We start from the raw sequence: 13,152 nt of genomic DNA, 5'->3' as shown, positions 1-13,152 counted from the left end.
ACCGCACTACTGCGGTTCGGGCGATGACAGTCACTCGATAACTATCACCACACGCCACCGGTTTCGTGGATGGCGAACGGAAGCGAGAGCGCCGGGCTCACCGCTGCCCGTACAGTGCCCGGCTCACGAAGTGCTGTTTCAGCTCGCCCTCGGCATCGAACGTCTCCACGCGACTCCGGACGAGCCCGACGCCGGGGCGATAGTCCGCCTCGGTCTCCAGCACCTCCGTCTCCACGTGGAGCTCGTCGCCCGGTCGGACCGGGTTCGGCCAGCGCAGCTCGTCGACCCCGACGGCACCCATCGCCGAGGTGTCGGGGAAGATGCCCGTGACGAGCAGGCGCATCGTGATGGCGCTGGTGTGCCAGCCGCTCGCGACCAGCCCCCCGAAGAAGCTCTCGGCGGCGGCCTCCTCGTCGGTGTGGAACGGCTGCGGGTCGTACTGGCCCGCGAACTCCATGATCTCCTCCGCCTCGACGGTGTAGCTGCCGTACTCGCGGGTGTCGCCGACCTCGATGTCCTCGAAGTACTCCATATCACCGTCTCGGCCGGTGACGACTAAAGCCTGCATATCGGCCCCGGAGGTGGGCCGCAGGCGAATATTTTTCAGCCACGGTCGGCTACGATCGAACGATGTCGGTGCCCTCGGATTGGCTACTCGTCGGTGGCCTCGTGGTCGCGAGCGTCGTCGCCCTCGTCCGCTCGGAGCTGGTCCGCCAGCGACGCGGCGTCTCCCGGGAACGACGGCGCGCCCTCGTCGTCTTCCAGGCCGGGAGCGCCCTGTTCGTCGTCACGATGGTCGCCTTCGAGAACGTCTTCGGCCTCGTCTCCGACCTGGGCGTCCACCCCGCCGTCCGCGTGCTCGCCCTGCTCGTGGCGATGGGCTGTACGCTGTACGGCTACGTCCGCGTCCGGTCGACGGACAGGACGACGACCGCAGGATAGCCCGCACACTGCCCGACTGCTCGTGGCGGCACTGGACCCCTTCCCTCGCGTCGCCGGTTCGTACTCCACGGCGGCCCACAACACGCGCCGGTCCCTCCCCCCAGAGGGGTCCGTCGGTGTCGGCTCGACTACCTGCTGGCCCGCCCGGACTACTCCCTGGTCCGACGACGCACACATATGTACCGTGTCATCACACATCAACATCGAGGCTAGCAGGCTAGTGTCTCTTCGCCACACAAAAGCGACCATGACGTAGCAGGTGTCGGCCGAGTGACACTGAGCCAGGCGGCGGGGGAGCGACCGAAGGGACGAGCACGATGGGATTTGAACCACGGTCGCTCCACGCCGTTCCGCTCCCTGCTTCGAATCCCACGTTCGCTCGTCGTCGTCACTCGCGGGTTCGTGACGACAGACGAGCACGATGGGATTTGAACCACGGTCTCCCCACGCTGTTCCGCTCCCTGATTCAGATCCCACGTGCGTCGCTACTACTCACTTCGTTCCCAGATAGCGAGCACGATGGGATTTGAACCCACGACCATCGGATGTCTTCCCACACCACCGGAGCCGGTGCGTGCGGATAGAAGTCCGACGCTCTAATCCAGGCTGAGCTACGTGCCCTCGATTCCGGCTATGTCCCCATCGTAGAAAAGCGGTCGGGATTCGACCGACGCGGCAGGTGCGGTGGACTCACACACCGGTCGAAACGTTATCACGGGGGCACGCGTCGGAGCGACCATGCAGCCGGCGACGGAGCAGGCGCTCGAAACGTACTGGACCGACCAGCTCGGCGTCCCGGGCGACGCGTTCGAGTCCGAGGGCGTGGTCGTCGGTGAGACGGGAGCCGAGGCGGGCATCCAGGTGTTCGTCCGGGACGGGACCGTCGCCATCGGGGCACCGTCCCCGCACGTCGCGGACTGTCGGGCACACGCCGCCGACCTCGCTGCGGTCGCGACCGACGACCCGGCGGCGCTCACTCGGTGGGTGGCCGACCACGTCACGACCGTCGAGACGGTGCTCGGGCCGGCGTACTACGGCTACACCGACGCCGAGCGCTTCGAACCGGTCGCGTCGGCGGCGCGGGTGCTGACGGCGGACGACGAGGCGGCGTACGACCGGTTCCGGACGGCGGTGCCGGCCGAGGAGTGGGACGCAGGCGGGCCGGCGTTCGAGCCGGGCGAGACAGTCGGCGTCGCGGCCGACGGGCAGCTCGTCGCGGCGGCCGGCTACGAGGTGTGGGACGAGCAGGTCGCACACGTCGGCGTCGTCACCCACCCCGACCACCGCTCCCGTGGCTTCGGCCGGGCGGTCGTCTCGCGGGCGACGGAGCGGGCACTCGACGCCGGGCTGTGGCCGCAGTACCGTACGCTCGACGCGTGGCCGTGGTCGGTCTCGCTGGCGGACGGGCTGGGCTTCGAGCGGTTCGCGACGGGGTCGCTGGTCGTGCCCGCTCAGCCGTCGAACCGGTAGAGCGAGGTCAGATACGGCAGGTAGTTGAACATCACGATGGCGACCGGCAGGCCGATGATGGAGGCCGCGAACGCCCAGGCGACGTTCGCCCAGAGCAGGCTGAGCCACCAGCCCACGAGCAGGAAGTAAACCGCACGGACGACCAGCGAGTGCTGGCTCCGCCCCCCGTCGGGGTCGATGGGCTCGCGGCGCTCCTTCAGCGTCAGCAGCGTCGGCACGCGGTTGATGATGGCGACGCCGAGGGGGATGCCGACGATGGTGACGTTCAGGAACCACGCGACGTTGATGGCGAGGAACGTGAGCCACCAGCCCACGAGCAGGAACCACACCGCACGGACGAGGAGGGAACGGGCCATACGTGAACGGACGTGTCCACCGGCGAAAAGGGTTGGCAGCGAGACGGCGGTGCCGTCGGCGAGCGGACCGGTGCCGCGACGGGAGAGCGGTGGGGTTAAGCCGCCGTCACGACAACTCTCGGCCGATGACCGTCATCGGAACAGTCGGCCTCCCCGGGAGCGGCAAGGGCGAGGCGGCGAACGTCGCCCGCGAGCACGACATCCCCGTCGTGACGATGGGCGACGTCATCCGACAGGAGTGTCGCGACCGCGGGCTCGACCCGGCCGAACACCACGGCCGCATCGCACAGGCGCTGCGCGAGGAGAACGGGCCCGACGCCATCGCTCAGCGGTCGCTACCGATGATCCGCGATCACCTCGCGGATCACGACACCGTGCTGGTCGACGGGCTGCGCTCGGGCGTCGAGCTCGACACCTTCGAGGCCGCGTTCGGTGACGACTTCGTGCTCGTGAGCATCGAGGCCCCCTTCGAGGTCCGCAGGGACCGGCTGGCCGAGCGCGGACGGGACCGGACCGACGAGGACGGCGAGAGCCTGCGGGAGCGCGACGAGCGCGAGCGCGGCTTCGGGATGGACGACGCGATGGACCGGGCGGACGTCGTCATCGACAACACCGACACGCTGGCGGCGTTCCGCGAGCAGATCGAGACGTTGCTCGCGGAGGGCCCGGCGGCCGTCTCGGAGGTGCAGGGATGATCTACAGCGTCGACGTCCAGATAACGGCGCCGGTGACGGACACGGAGGTCACGGACCGGGTCGCCGACGCCATCCGGAACATCTTCCCGGAGGCCGAGGTGACCGAGCAGCCGGGCGAACTGCTCGCGACGACACACCAGGTCGACCACTTCTCCGAGCTGCTGCACGAGCAGGCCATCCTCGATACGGCCCGTGGGCAGTTCTTCGAGCACCGTGACGGGACCGTCGTCGAGTTCGACCTGAAGAAGCAGGCGGCGTTCCAGGGCGTCGTGAACTTCTCGGTTGGCAACCCGGACGAGCTGGGCGACATCCACGTCCGGATGCGGGTGACGGAGCCGTCGGTCGACGAGTTCGTGGACTTCGTCGCGCCACCGACGGAGGACGGCAGGCCGGTCGAGCCCCGCGACGAGAACTGATTACAGCGCCTCGACGTCGGCCGCGGTCGGTTCGTCCGGGAGCCGGTCGATGCAGTCGTAGCAGAGCAGGTGCTCGGAGGCGTCGCTGTCGAACGTCAACAGCATCCCCTCGGTGTCGTCGCTGCTGCCGAAGAACGACCAGAAGTCGCCGATGCCGCCGCGGATCTTCACCGGCTCCCCGCAGCCGTCGCATGGGTCCGTGCTCACGCCCCAGCCTGGGGGCTGGACGGCGTTAGCTCTTTCCCGTGTTGCGGACGAACCAGGCGACGCCGACGGCGAGGACGTAGAGGTAGACGAGAAACAGCACGACGGTCGGGGCGGAGACGGCCACCACGTCCGTCAGGAACGTCTCTACCAGTTCGTAGCCCTCGATCAGCAGTGTGCCCGGTGTCGCGAGCGGCCCGAGCGTCGTGAGCCGTCCGAGTGCGACCAGCGATGCCAGCAGGGCGAAGCTCGCGACCACCTCGCGGTTCGCCACCGCCCTGACACCGCCGTTTCTGCCACTCACCATGTGAGCCTCGTTCACACTCATGTATGGAATAGGTTTGGGTGCGTGATAGAGAGCTATATAGACCAGCTGGCGTCTCAGGTACCGATTTGTCGCTGGCGGACGAACCACCTGGACATGGACGTCGACTGCGAGGGCTGTGCCGGCTGCTGTGTCGACTGGCGACCCCTCACGGCGCAACCGAGCGACCACGAGCGGCGGGGGCCGCACGAACCGCTCGACGACATCTACAACCTCGTGCCGCTGACGCGGGCGGAGGTGCGGAGATTCTGCGACGCTGGCTACGGCGACGCGCTGGTCCCCCGGCTCTGGACGGCGCCAACGGCGGCGGACGACGCGGTCGTCGTCGACGGACACCGGCTGGCGGCCGTCGACGGGCAGCCGACGTTCTTCGTCGGATTGCGGAAGACTCCGAAGCCGGTCGCGCCCGTCGGGACCGACGGGGAGCGGTGGCTCCGGAGCTGCGTGTTCCTCGACCCGACGACGCTCCAGTGTCGCATCCACGGCGACGGGCTCTACCCGTCGGAGTGCGCCGACTATCCGGGACACAACCTCCTGCTGGAGCGCGAGACGGAGTGCGAACGCGTCGAGGCCGTGTTCGGTGGCGACCGGCTGCTGGACGACGAGCCACCCGAGTCCGTCGAGGGGTTGCTGCTCGGCCCGCAGGCGCTCGGCGAGAAGGTGTTCGTCCACCCCGAGCCCGACGCGCTGACCGGCATCGTCGGCCGGGCGGCCGCGGGGACGCTGACCAGCGCGGACCGCGCCGAGTTCGTCGGCTGGGCGGCGGCGTCGGCCCCGGGAACGGCCGAGCACAGCGAACGCCACTACGAGGAGTACCGCGAGACCGTGCTGTCGGCGGACTCCTGGGTCACGGATGCAGTCGAGACGTGGACCGCCTGGGCGTCCGGCGAGGGCGAGCCGGCACCGGACGCCGACGCCGCCGAGCGCGTCGAGGACGCGGCCGGCGCGCCGCAGACGCCCGGCTGGGACGCGGTGGAGTGACCGCGACGGCGTGCGACGTCGTCGGAACGAGTCGGGGTGACCCTTTTTGCAGCAGCCACCCCTTCGTGGCTGTATGCGCGTACTCGTCACCGGTGCGACCGGGTTCGTCGGCGGCCACCTCGTCCCCGCACTTCGGGACGCGGGTCACGACGTGGTCGCGCTCGTCCGCGACCCCACCCGGTACGACGCCCCCGACGACGTGACGGTCGTCCGCGGCGACCTGCTCGAACCCGAGAGCCTCTCGACCGCGTTCGAGGGCGTCGACGCGGCGTACTACCTCGTCCACTCGATGCAGTCGGGGAAGGATTTCGAGGACCGCGACCGCCGCGCGGCACGGCACTTCGTCGACGCGGCCGACGCGGCGGGCGTCTCGCGTGTCGTCTACCTCGGCGGCCTCGGCGAGGAGCGCGACCGGCTCTCGGAGCACCTGCGCTCGCGCCGCGAGGTCGAGCACCTGCTCGAGGAGGGCGAGTTCGCCCTGACGACGCTCCGGGCCGCCATCATCGTCGGTGCCGGCAGCGCCAGCTTCCAGATGGTCCACCAGCTCGTCAAGCGGCTCCCGGTGATGGTGACGCCGAAGTGGGTGTCGACGCCGTGCCAGCCCATCGCCATCGACGACGTGGTCGCGTACCTCGTGGGCGTGCTCGACGCACCCGAGACCGCCGGCGAGACGTTCGAGATCGGCGGCCCGGAGGTGCTCACGTACCGGGAGATGCTGGAGACGACGGCACGGCTCACCGGTCAGCGGCTCCGTGTCCTTCCGGTTCCGGTCCTCTCCCCGGAGCTGTCCGCGTACTGGGTCGACCTCGTGACCGACGTGCCCAAGGGAGTCGCACGACCGCTCATCGCCGGACTCCGGAACCCGGTCGTCGTCACGGACGACAGCATCACCGAGTACGTCGACGTCGAGTTGACACCGTTCGAGACGGCCGTGCGCGAGGCGCTCGCGGCGGACCCGACGGCACCGACGCCCGTTCCCGTGGAGGAGCCCGCATGAGCGATGGGCCGCCGGGGGCAGCGACGACGGGCAGCGCGGACGAGCCCAGGAGCGACGACTCGGTGCCGGAGTCGCCTCGCGAGCCGGTCGAGGAGTTCGGAGAGACGTGGGTGTACGAGAGCATCGTCGGCGCGCTCCCGGGCATCGAGATCTCCGAGCGGGCCGCCGTCACCATCCAGCTGCTCGGCTTCGAGGCCGCACTGCTCCTGCTGGCGTGGTACTACGACCTCTGGTCGGCCGTGCCCGCCGGCACCGCGGCCGTGGCCGTCGCCGCGGTCGGGAGCGCGTTGATGCTCAGGCTCGGCGCCTCCATCCGCCGGCTCCCCGCACCCGACGACTACCGTCGGCTCCTGTTCGGGTCGAGCGTCGAGGTCGTCCTCGGCGTGCTCGCGTTCATCGCGGTCGTCACGCACCTGTTCGTCGTCGACCCGGCGCGCTCGACGGACCCGCTGATCACCAGCCTGTTCGGGGAGGAGCCGCCGGTGCTCGCGGTGTACCTGATGCTGCTCATCCTCTGGGACGTCGCCTACCGCATCGGCACCGGCTGGTGGGCCGGCGTCGTCGCCATCTGGCGGGCGTACGTCTACGAGTTCGACCGCGAGACCTCGTGGGCGTTCGCCCGCACGGACCTGCTGAACCTCTGGTTCGCGGTCGCACAGCTGCTGCTCGTCCCGTTCATCCTGGGACGGCCGGTGCTCTCGGCCGTCGTCGTCGCCCACGTCTGTGCGGTCACGCTGGCCACGTCGCTCTCGGTGGGACTGAGCATCCGTCGGTAGAACGGCCCGAACTAGTCGGACTTTATCTGCTCGAACTGCTCGAGCAGGTCCTCGGTCGACTCTCCCGAGTCGTACTCGACCTTCCCGTGGTGGATGGTCCGCTCGTCGTCGAAGTCGGTGTCGACCCGACTGGCCTGCTGCTCGCGCCGCTCGTGCTCGTCATCGTCGTAGGCACCCATTGACATGGCAATACGACTCATGATTGGTTGCTACTCCTTATCAAACTATCGCCGAAACCAGCCCGGGAGAACGGGGGCGACAGGCGCGCACGAGGTGTACCCGGGCGGAGAACGCCGTCACGCGGGCCCGAAGCTACCCGAACCCGTTTAAACGAAGCCGACCAACCGCCGGTGTGGCACGACCCCTCCGCTTCCGGCGCTCGCACGAACGCTGGGACGACGACCGCGTTCGCCGGGACCTGCTGGCGGACCTCGACGCCAACCTCGGTGCAGACCTCGTCTCGCCGCACTACAAACCGCCGAACGGCTGGCAGGCGTGGCGCTTCGAGATGGACAACGGCGACATGGCGCTGTTCTGCACCGACGGCGACGTGGCCTACTGGCTCGGCAACACCGAGACCCCCAGCGCACTCTGGCGGACGGACAAGTACGAGTGGGAGGACGTCCCCTACAAGGTGGCCCGGTGGGCCCAGCGCGAGCTGCTCGCCGACCTCGCCGTCGAGGCGCCGTGGCTCGACGACTATCCGCACGTCCGCTGGTACTTCCTCACCGTCCTGATGTCCAAGGACGGCCGCGAGACGACGCGGGAGTTCCTCCACGAGCGGGCGTGTGGCTTCCCCGATTCCGACCCCGAGGAGGCGCTGTCGTACCTCGAATCCGTGCTCAGGCCGGGCTACCTCGACGACTACCGCGAGGAGATGGCGGGCAAGCTCGGTACGAGCGAGACACTCGACTACTGGCGGATGAGCGCGGCCATCTCGGAGTTCGTCGCCGCGAAGCTGCTCACCGACGCCGGCTACGACGTCACCCCCGAGATCGAGGTGACGACCGGCCACTTCCTCGACTACCGGGCGACCGAGCCCGACGGCACGAGCTACCTCGTCGAGGTCACGCGGCCGCGCCCGCCGAACCGCCGGAGCACGAACAGCCCGGTCGTGGCGGTGCGGGACACGGCGGAGGTGAAGACGAGCGGACAGCTCGCGAACCACGGCGGCGGCGTCGTCCTGTTCGTCGACTGCTCCGGGTTCACCGACGAGCAGTGGGCCGCCGTGAAGGGCGAACAGCCCGACGTCCGGCACAGGCCGGCCGTCGTCTACCGGGTCCGACCCGACGGCTCCGCGGAGGGGTACACGAAGGGCGACGTCCCGCTCTACCTGGACTCCGCGATGACGCTGCTGTAGCGACGGCTAGCGGACGTGAGAACGGTGATACAGGGAAGCTGCTGTGACTCAGAACGAGACCGTCTCGGGAGCCTCGGGGCTGCCCGGCGGCGTCGGGTCGCGGTCCGAGTAGCCCTTCCGGCCGACGGCGTCCTCCGAGACGCCGCCGACGAGGGTGAACCGGACGTCCTCCGGCCGCTGGAACGTCTCGTCACAGCGGATCTGCTCGAGAACCTCCGACACCGTCTGTGAGCCGTGGGTCAGGTCGAGCTGCGCGTCGCCGAGCTCCGCGGCGAGTTCGTCGGCTGTCAGTGGGTAGGTCTGGTTCTCGATTCGCTCGTCCGTTCCATTGCGGAACATACCACATCTTCCGTGAAAGATAATTATAAACATTGTCCATAAACGACCTTCGAGCGTCCCAGGTTCCTTGTACACCTTAAGGTGATCAGACCGACGTGTCGGAACGGGTTTCCCCGGGCCGTTCGAACGGCGGGTATGGTGTACGCGGACCTCCACGTCCACACGACGAACTCCGACGGGACGATGACGATCGACGAGGTGCCGGCGGCCGCCGAGCGCGCCGGGCTCTCCGTCGTCGCCGTCACGGACCACGACCGGACCCACCCGGCCCTCGACGCGCCGGTGGTCCAGCACGACGGGGTCGCGGTCGTCCACGGCATCGAGCTCCGCGTCGAGGCCGGCGACCAGCGCGTCGACCTGCTCGGCTACGGCGTCGACGACACCGACGACGATCTCGCCACCCTCGTCGACCACCTCCAGACCGACCGCGAACAGCGCGGCGCGGCCATCATCGCCAACGTGGAGGACCGCCTCGAGGTCGACCTCGGGCTGGAGAGTCGGCCCGGTCTCGGCCGCCCGCACATCGCCCGCGCCGTCGCCGACCACCCCGACACCGACTACGAGTACGGCGAGGTGTTCGAACACCTCATCGGCGACGACGGTCCCTGCTTCGTCCCGCGTGACGTGCCCTCGTTCGCGGAGGGCCGTGAGGTGCTGACCGAGGCCTGCGGGCTCGTCTCGCTCGCACACCCGTTCCGCTACCCCGACCCCGAGGCCGCCCTCGAACTCTGTGCCGACCTTCCCGCCGTCGAGCGGTACTACGACTACGGCCACGCCGTCGACACCGAGCTCGTCGAGCGCGCCGTCGACGAGTACGACCTGCTCGTCACCGGCGGGAGCGACGCCCACGACGACGAACTCGGCATCACCGGGCTCAGCGAGGCGGCGTACGAGCGCGTCGCGGCCCGTATCGCCTGACTGGCAGGGGACGGCCGTGCCGACGGTTCCGCGCCGGCATCGACCGCGAGCGTAGCGTTCAAACGGTTGCACCGCCAAGGTGGCTGCATGAAGTGCCACTACTGCGACCTCGATGCCGCGTTCGCCGTCGAATCCAAGGGCATCAAGGTCGGGCTGTGCGAGGAGCACTTCCGCGACCGTCTCGACGACCTCGCGGAGGCCGACGAACTCCAGCAGCTCAAAGAGGAAGTCGACGTCGACCGAACCTGATTCTTCGCTACGTGCTCGGTAGCGTGCTCCCGCAGAACCGGCAGCTGTCGCGCTCGCGATGCTCCAGGCCCTGACACTCCTGACAGCGGACCACGTCGTCGTCGACGATGCTCTCGCCCGGTGGTGCCGGTCGCGAGGCCGTGTCATCGACCTCGAACCTGACTCCCCCGATGTGGTCGGCGACGGTGTTGTAGAGCATCGCAACGAGGACGCCGGCGAGACAGCCGCCGAGGGTCGCGGCCCCGACGAACGCGACGAACGAGCTGGTCGACGGGGAGGAGGACGCGAGGACGGACCAGAGGCCGCCGAGGAGCCCAACCACGAACCCGACGACGGCGCTCGGCAGCAGTACCGACGAGACGTGGATGCGCTGTATCGACTTCGTCGACATGACCGAACGATGATACTCGAACGGTAAGTGTCTGGTGTCGCTCAGGCCGACCGGCTCGCGTCCACGTCGATGGCGTCGACCGGACAGACGTCGACACAGAGCATGCAGTCGATGCACTGCGCCTCGCGGGCGGGGTCCGCCTTGATCTCCGATTCGGGGTGTCCGGGCGTGTCCACCCACTCGAACACGTCGACCGGACAGTCCTCCAGACACGCGCCGTCGGCCAGGCAGATGTCGAAGTCCACCGCGACGTGCGTGCCGTGGATGCCCAGCGTCTCGGGTTCGTCGACGGGGCCCCAGACGGCGTGTCCCTCGTGCTCGTCGACGGCCTCGCGGTTCTCGTCGAAGTTCGGGTCGATGGCCATGGCTGTCGGTCGGTGGCCGAGGTGGAAAAACCACCCGACTCGGCGGCGACCGACCGGCCCGCCGCCCTCAGTACAGCTCGCCGCCGAGCGGCACGTCCTCGTCGGGGGTGACCAGCACGGGGTTGCCGTCGTCGCCGGGGACCCCCACAGTGAGCGCCTCGGAGACGTAGCCGGCGATGGTGACGGTGCCGAGGTTCGTCGCACAGAGCACCTGTCGGCCGGGGAGGTCGTCGACCTCGTGGTGGTAGCCGAGCTGGGCGGCCGACTGGAGCTCCTCCTCGCCCACGTCGAGCGTGAGCTTCACCAGCTCGGGCTTGCGTGCCTCGGGGAACGGTTCTGCGTCGACTATCTCGGCGACGCGGATGCGCACGTCGAACGGACCACTCATGGCCGTCAGGTCGCGCCGTCGGCACCTAAAGCTCCCGCAGCCTGCAGCTATTTGCCGCCGGCCGCCGTCGTCCCGGCCATGGAGAAGGTGACCATCGCGGACGCCGACGAGCGGATGGGTCCCGCCGACGTGAAACGACCGCTGACCGACGCGCTCGGTGCGACCGACCTCGCGTTGAACTACTACGAGCTCGCACCGGGCGACAGTCTCGGCTTCGGCTACCACCGCCACGACGACCAGGAGGAGGTGTTCTACGTCCAGTCCGGCGTCGTCACGTTCGAGACCGGGGACGGCGACGTCCCCGTCGGAGCGGGCGAGGTCGCCCGGTTCGCGCCCGGCGAGTGGCAGCTCGGCAGCAACGAGGGCGACGAGCGGGCGGTCGTCCTCGCGATGGGCGCACCGAAGGAGTCGACAGAGCTCACCATGGTCCGCCACTGCGAGGACTGCGGCGAGCGCACCGAGCAGAGCCTCTCGCTCACCGACGAGCGCGACGCGGTCGTCAGCAGCTGCGTGGACTGCGGTGCGGAGACCGGCCGGTTCACCTGAGGCCGACCGTGGCCCGCCCCGGGACCGCCCTTCATGTCGGTTCGGCACCAACAGTCACGCATGAGCGCCTGGCCGACCATCGTCTACGACGACGACTGCGGCTTCTGCACGTGGAGCGCACGCTACGCCGCGGCACGTGGGCCCTTCAGAGTCGTCGGGTTCTCCGAGCTCACCGACGAGCAGCTGGCGCGGCTGCCCCCGGACTACGAGTCCTGTGCGCACCTGTTCGTCGGCGAGGAGACGTACTCCTGTGGGGCCGCCGCCGAGGAGATCGTCGCCCGCATGGACTCGTGGGAGCGCCTGCCGATGGCAGCGTTCCAGCTCTTCCCGGGGAGCCTCCGGGAGGCCGTCCGGGAACCGGTATACCGGACGCTGGCGAACAATCGGGACCACCTCGGCAGGATACGACGCTGCGAGCCGCCGGCTCGGGGCGAGTAGAAGTGGAAGTGGGAAAGTCGACGCAGTAGGAGTTACGTACGGGTGTAGTAAAACCGGTTTCGCTACCGCGACCAGTTGCCGGTAGGCCGCGGGTTCTTAAGGCGGCGCGAGCCGCCCGGCGTCGTCGGGGACGAACTCGACGACGGCGTGAGCGGTACAGATGAAGCGGGCCTCGCCGAGCGCGTCACGGAACCGCCCGAGCTCGTCGGCGGACAGCGCGACGCTGCCCTCGTCAACGGCGGTCCGGACCGGCTCGCGGCGGGCTGCCGGCACCACACGGTCCTCGACGGTCACGAGCGTCGAGTTCTGGCCCACGTCGGCGGGCCGGAGCGTGAGCATGTGGTGGCCGACGTTGTCGCCGACGAGGGTCGACAGGCTGTAGACGGCGTCGTCCGTCCTGAGGTAGTCGGCCGACCGGAACGTGAAGAACGCCTCGGGGACCTCCTCGTGGCCGCCGGCGGTGGAGCTCCCCTCGGCCAGGAGGGTGTCTGCGATCCCCCGTTCGGCGTCGGTCAGTTCCCCGTAGACGACGACTTCGCCGCTCGCCTCGCTCTCCGTCGTCCCGGTCGCCTCGACCACGTACTCCGCCTCCTGTGCGAACCCGGCGTAGCTCGACGTGGGGTCGTACGTCTCCCCCCGGAACTGCACGCGGTCGAACGCACCGAACACCAGTCGGTCGTCCTCGTCGACAGGACCGTCCTCGGGCAGGTAGTCGACTCTCCCGTCGGTCGCGGCGGCGTCGCTGACGAGGGTCCGAACGTCCTCGTTCGCGAGGACGGCGGTCGCGTCGTCGGGCACCGCCACCGGGTCCACGCGCTGGAGCTGCTGCACCGGCTCGGGCTCGGCCGTGATTCGGGTCGTGGTCCGGTTCGGCGTCGTCGCCGGGGTCTGGTCGTCGCTGTCGTCCGAACCACCGCCGAACAGACAGCCGCCGAGCGCGGCCGTCAGTCCGAGGCCGGTGGTCGAGAGGAGGGCTCTGCGGGAGGGCATCACCCA

General features: G+C 69.3%; 22 protein-coding genes and 1 tRNA gene. 12 read left to right on the top strand and 11 right to left on the bottom strand.

Annotation, left to right across the window (positions count from 1 at the left end; genetic code table 11):
* Positions 1 to 97: 97 nt before the first annotated feature.
* Positions 98 to 532: a MaoC family dehydratase gene (locus tag ACSG06_RS00415; RefSeq protein WP_440988284.1), complete on the bottom strand. Its 435-nt coding sequence runs from the start codon at positions 530 to 532 to the stop codon at positions 98 to 100.
* Between the two features lie 98 nt (positions 533 to 630).
* Between ACSG06_RS00415 and ACSG06_RS00410 the strand changes: the two genes are divergently transcribed.
* The gene (locus tag ACSG06_RS00410; RefSeq protein ID WP_440988283.1) at positions 631 to 942 is read left to right on the top strand and encodes a hypothetical protein; all 312 of its coding nucleotides are present in this window, start codon (positions 631 to 633) and stop codon (positions 940 to 942) included.
* A 511-nt stretch (positions 943 to 1,453) separates the two neighbouring features.
* On the opposite strand, the gene ACSG06_RS00405 is transcribed toward ACSG06_RS00410, so the two are convergent.
* Positions 1,454 to 1,563: transfer RNA gene (locus tag ACSG06_RS00405), tRNA-Arg, on the bottom strand.
* A 117-nt stretch (positions 1,564 to 1,680) separates the two neighbouring features.
* On the opposite strand from ACSG06_RS00405, the gene ACSG06_RS00400 reads away from it, so the two are divergent.
* Positions 1,681 to 2,412: a GNAT family N-acetyltransferase gene (locus ACSG06_RS00400; RefSeq protein ID WP_440988282.1), complete on the top strand. Its 732-nt coding sequence runs from the start codon at positions 1,681 to 1,683 to the stop codon at positions 2,410 to 2,412.
* On the opposite strand, the gene ACSG06_RS00395 is transcribed toward ACSG06_RS00400, so the two are convergent.
* Entirely contained in the window at positions 2,394 to 2,768 is a 375-nt protein-coding gene (locus ACSG06_RS00395; protein WP_440988281.1) for a YccF domain-containing protein, read from the bottom strand. The two genes, ACSG06_RS00400 and ACSG06_RS00395, sit on opposite strands and share 19 nt — an antisense overlap.
* Positions 2,769 to 2,893: 125 nt before the next feature.
* Between ACSG06_RS00395 and ACSG06_RS00390 the strand changes: the two genes are divergently transcribed.
* Both ACSG06_RS00390 and ACSG06_RS00385 read left to right on the top strand, forming a co-directional pair.
* Positions 2,894 to 3,463 carry an AAA family ATPase gene (locus tag ACSG06_RS00390; protein WP_440988280.1) on the top strand — a complete coding sequence of 190 codons (570 nt, stop codon included), beginning with the start codon at positions 2,894 to 2,896 and terminating at the stop codon, positions 3,461 to 3,463.
* Positions 3,460 to 3,879 (top strand): RNA-binding domain-containing protein, encoded by a 420-nt coding sequence (locus tag ACSG06_RS00385; protein ID WP_440988279.1) that lies wholly within the window; start codon positions 3,460 to 3,462, stop codon positions 3,877 to 3,879. Before ACSG06_RS00390 ends, ACSG06_RS00385 begins: the two co-directional genes overlap by 4 nt.
* On the opposite strand, the gene ACSG06_RS00380 is transcribed toward ACSG06_RS00385, so the two are convergent.
* Positions 3,880 to 4,086: a DUF7561 family protein gene (locus ACSG06_RS00380; RefSeq protein WP_440988278.1), complete on the bottom strand. Its 207-nt coding sequence runs from the start codon at positions 4,084 to 4,086 to the stop codon at positions 3,880 to 3,882.
* A 25-nt stretch (positions 4,087 to 4,111) separates the two neighbouring features.
* Positions 4,112 to 4,390 carry a hypothetical protein gene (locus ACSG06_RS00375; protein WP_440988277.1) on the bottom strand — a complete coding sequence of 93 codons (279 nt, stop codon included), beginning with the start codon at positions 4,388 to 4,390 and terminating at the stop codon, positions 4,112 to 4,114.
* Between the two features lie 114 nt (positions 4,391 to 4,504).
* Here ACSG06_RS00375 and ACSG06_RS00370 point away from each other — a divergent pair, with 114 nt between their 5' ends.
* From ACSG06_RS00370 to ACSG06_RS00360, 3 genes are all read left to right on the top strand, one after another.
* Positions 4,505 to 5,389, top strand: coding sequence for a YkgJ family cysteine cluster protein (locus ACSG06_RS00370; RefSeq protein WP_440988276.1), 885 nt, complete (start codon positions 4,505 to 4,507; stop codon positions 5,387 to 5,389).
* A gap of 73 nt (positions 5,390 to 5,462) precedes the next feature.
* On the top strand, positions 5,463 to 6,386 hold the full coding sequence (locus tag ACSG06_RS00365; protein WP_440988275.1) for an NAD(P)H-binding protein: 924 nt from the start codon (positions 5,463 to 5,465) through the stop codon (positions 6,384 to 6,386).
* Positions 6,383 to 7,162 carry a DUF7530 family protein gene (locus ACSG06_RS00360; protein WP_440988274.1) on the top strand — a complete coding sequence of 260 codons (780 nt, stop codon included), beginning with the start codon at positions 6,383 to 6,385 and terminating at the stop codon, positions 7,160 to 7,162. The genes ACSG06_RS00365 and ACSG06_RS00360 overlap by 4 nt, the downstream gene beginning before the upstream one ends.
* 11 nt (positions 7,163 to 7,173) lie before the next feature.
* On the opposite strand, the gene ACSG06_RS00355 is transcribed toward ACSG06_RS00360, so the two are convergent.
* Entirely contained in the window at positions 7,174 to 7,347 is a 174-nt protein-coding gene (locus ACSG06_RS00355) for a DUF5786 family protein (protein ID WP_440988273.1), read from the bottom strand.
* A 167-nt stretch (positions 7,348 to 7,514) separates the two neighbouring features.
* Here ACSG06_RS00355 and ACSG06_RS00350 point away from each other — a divergent pair, with 167 nt between their 5' ends.
* Entirely contained in the window at positions 7,515 to 8,522 is a 1,008-nt protein-coding gene (locus ACSG06_RS00350) for a DUF5784 family protein (protein ID WP_440988272.1), read from the top strand.
* A gap of 48 nt (positions 8,523 to 8,570) precedes the next feature.
* Here the strand turns inward: ACSG06_RS00350 and ACSG06_RS00345 are convergent, their stop codons facing one another.
* Positions 8,571 to 8,861, bottom strand: coding sequence for a DUF5789 family protein (locus ACSG06_RS00345; protein ID WP_440988271.1), 291 nt, complete (start codon positions 8,859 to 8,861; stop codon positions 8,571 to 8,573).
* Positions 8,862 to 8,996: 135 nt separating this feature from the next.
* On the opposite strand from ACSG06_RS00345, the gene ACSG06_RS00340 reads away from it, so the two are divergent.
* Positions 8,997 to 9,779: a PHP domain-containing protein gene (locus ACSG06_RS00340; RefSeq protein ID WP_440988270.1), complete on the top strand. Its 783-nt coding sequence runs from the start codon at positions 8,997 to 8,999 to the stop codon at positions 9,777 to 9,779.
* Positions 9,780 to 9,866: 87 nt separating this feature from the next.
* Entirely contained in the window at positions 9,867 to 10,028 is a 162-nt protein-coding gene (locus ACSG06_RS00335) for a DUF6757 family protein (protein WP_256295896.1), read from the top strand.
* A 7-nt stretch (positions 10,029 to 10,035) separates the two neighbouring features.
* Here ACSG06_RS00335 and ACSG06_RS00330 read toward each other — a convergent pair whose 3' ends face one another.
* The 3 genes from ACSG06_RS00330 to ACSG06_RS00320 all read right to left on the bottom strand — a co-directional run bounded on the left by ACSG06_RS00330 (position 10,036) and on the right by ACSG06_RS00320 (position 11,172).
* Positions 10,036 to 10,419: a hypothetical protein gene (locus tag ACSG06_RS00330; RefSeq protein WP_440988269.1), complete on the bottom strand. Its 384-nt coding sequence runs from the start codon at positions 10,417 to 10,419 to the stop codon at positions 10,036 to 10,038.
* Between the two features lie 41 nt (positions 10,420 to 10,460).
* Positions 10,461 to 10,784, bottom strand: a complete 324-nt coding sequence (locus tag ACSG06_RS00325; RefSeq protein WP_440988268.1) for a 4Fe-4S dicluster domain-containing protein — start codon at positions 10,782 to 10,784, stop codon at positions 10,461 to 10,463.
* A 67-nt stretch (positions 10,785 to 10,851) separates the two neighbouring features.
* Positions 10,852 to 11,172: a tRNA-binding protein gene (locus tag ACSG06_RS00320; protein WP_440988267.1), complete on the bottom strand. Its 321-nt coding sequence runs from the start codon at positions 11,170 to 11,172 to the stop codon at positions 10,852 to 10,854.
* A 78-nt stretch (positions 11,173 to 11,250) separates the two neighbouring features.
* Here ACSG06_RS00320 and ACSG06_RS00315 point away from each other — a divergent pair, with 78 nt between their 5' ends.
* Both ACSG06_RS00315 and ACSG06_RS00310 read left to right on the top strand, forming a co-directional pair.
* The gene (locus ACSG06_RS00315) at positions 11,251 to 11,718 is read left to right on the top strand and encodes a cupin domain-containing protein (protein ID WP_440988266.1); all 468 of its coding nucleotides are present in this window, start codon (positions 11,251 to 11,253) and stop codon (positions 11,716 to 11,718) included.
* Positions 11,719 to 11,778: 60 nt separating this feature from the next.
* The gene (locus tag ACSG06_RS00310; RefSeq protein WP_440988265.1) at positions 11,779 to 12,156 is read left to right on the top strand and encodes a thiol-disulfide oxidoreductase DCC family protein; all 378 of its coding nucleotides are present in this window, start codon (positions 11,779 to 11,781) and stop codon (positions 12,154 to 12,156) included.
* 96 nt (positions 12,157 to 12,252) lie between these two features.
* Here ACSG06_RS00310 and ACSG06_RS00305 read toward each other — a convergent pair whose 3' ends face one another.
* On the bottom strand, positions 12,253 to 13,146 hold the full coding sequence (locus ACSG06_RS00305) for a hypothetical protein (RefSeq protein WP_440988264.1): 894 nt from the start codon (positions 13,144 to 13,146) through the stop codon (positions 12,253 to 12,255).
* Positions 13,147 to 13,152: the final 6 nt, after the last annotated feature.

This window comes from Haloarchaeobius baliensis (assembly GCF_052060055.1).
Taxonomy (GTDB): Archaea; Halobacteriota; Halobacteria; order Halobacteriales; family Natrialbaceae; genus Haloarchaeobius; species Haloarchaeobius baliensis.
This window is presented reverse-complemented; position numbering and strand designations above follow the sequence as displayed.

Excerpts from the sequence above, each read along its gene's own strand:
- ACSG06_RS00415 (WP_440988284.1), bottom strand. The coding sequence starts at position 532 with ATGGAGTACTTCGAGGACATCGAGGTCGGCGACACCCGCGAGTACGGC.
- ACSG06_RS00390 (WP_440988280.1), top strand. The coding sequence starts at position 2,894 with ATGACCGTCATCGGAACAGTCGGCCTCCCCGGGAGCGGCAAGGGCGAG.
- ACSG06_RS00330 (WP_440988269.1), bottom strand. The coding sequence starts at position 10,419 with ATGTCGACGAAGTCGATACAGCGCATCCACGTCTCGTCGGTACTGCTG.
- ACSG06_RS00395 (WP_440988281.1), bottom strand. The coding sequence starts at position 2,768 with ATGGCCCGTTCCCTCCTCGTCCGTGCGGTGTGGTTCCTGCTCGTGGGC.
- ACSG06_RS00400 (WP_440988282.1), top strand. The coding sequence starts at position 1,681 with ATGCAGCCGGCGACGGAGCAGGCGCTCGAAACGTACTGGACCGACCAG.
- ACSG06_RS00410 (WP_440988283.1), top strand. The coding sequence starts at position 631 with ATGTCGGTGCCCTCGGATTGGCTACTCGTCGGTGGCCTCGTGGTCGCG.
- ACSG06_RS00310 (WP_440988265.1), top strand. The coding sequence starts at position 11,779 with ATGAGCGCCTGGCCGACCATCGTCTACGACGACGACTGCGGCTTCTGC.
- ACSG06_RS00305 (WP_440988264.1), bottom strand. The coding sequence starts at position 13,146 with ATGCCCTCCCGCAGAGCCCTCCTCTCGACCACCGGCCTCGGACTGACG.
- ACSG06_RS00370 (WP_440988276.1), top strand. The coding sequence starts at position 4,505 with ATGGACGTCGACTGCGAGGGCTGTGCCGGCTGCTGTGTCGACTGGCGA.
- ACSG06_RS00315 (WP_440988266.1), top strand. The coding sequence starts at position 11,251 with ATGGAGAAGGTGACCATCGCGGACGCCGACGAGCGGATGGGTCCCGCC.
- ACSG06_RS00360 (WP_440988274.1), top strand. The coding sequence starts at position 6,383 with ATGAGCGATGGGCCGCCGGGGGCAGCGACGACGGGCAGCGCGGACGAG.
- ACSG06_RS00345 (WP_440988271.1), bottom strand. The coding sequence starts at position 8,861 with ATGTTCCGCAATGGAACGGACGAGCGAATCGAGAACCAGACCTACCCA.
- ACSG06_RS00335 (WP_256295896.1), top strand. The coding sequence starts at position 9,867 with ATGAAGTGCCACTACTGCGACCTCGATGCCGCGTTCGCCGTCGAATCC.
- ACSG06_RS00325 (WP_440988268.1), bottom strand. The coding sequence starts at position 10,784 with ATGGCCATCGACCCGAACTTCGACGAGAACCGCGAGGCCGTCGACGAG.
- ACSG06_RS00385 (WP_440988279.1), top strand. The coding sequence starts at position 3,460 with ATGATCTACAGCGTCGACGTCCAGATAACGGCGCCGGTGACGGACACG.
- ACSG06_RS00320 (WP_440988267.1), bottom strand. The coding sequence starts at position 11,172 with ATGAGTGGTCCGTTCGACGTGCGCATCCGCGTCGCCGAGATAGTCGAC.
- ACSG06_RS00355 (WP_440988273.1), bottom strand. The coding sequence starts at position 7,347 with ATGTCAATGGGTGCCTACGACGATGACGAGCACGAGCGGCGCGAGCAG.
- ACSG06_RS00340 (WP_440988270.1), top strand. The coding sequence starts at position 8,997 with ATGGTGTACGCGGACCTCCACGTCCACACGACGAACTCCGACGGGACG.
- ACSG06_RS00375 (WP_440988277.1), bottom strand. The coding sequence starts at position 4,390 with ATGGTGAGTGGCAGAAACGGCGGTGTCAGGGCGGTGGCGAACCGCGAG.
- ACSG06_RS00365 (WP_440988275.1), top strand. The coding sequence starts at position 5,463 with ATGCGCGTACTCGTCACCGGTGCGACCGGGTTCGTCGGCGGCCACCTC.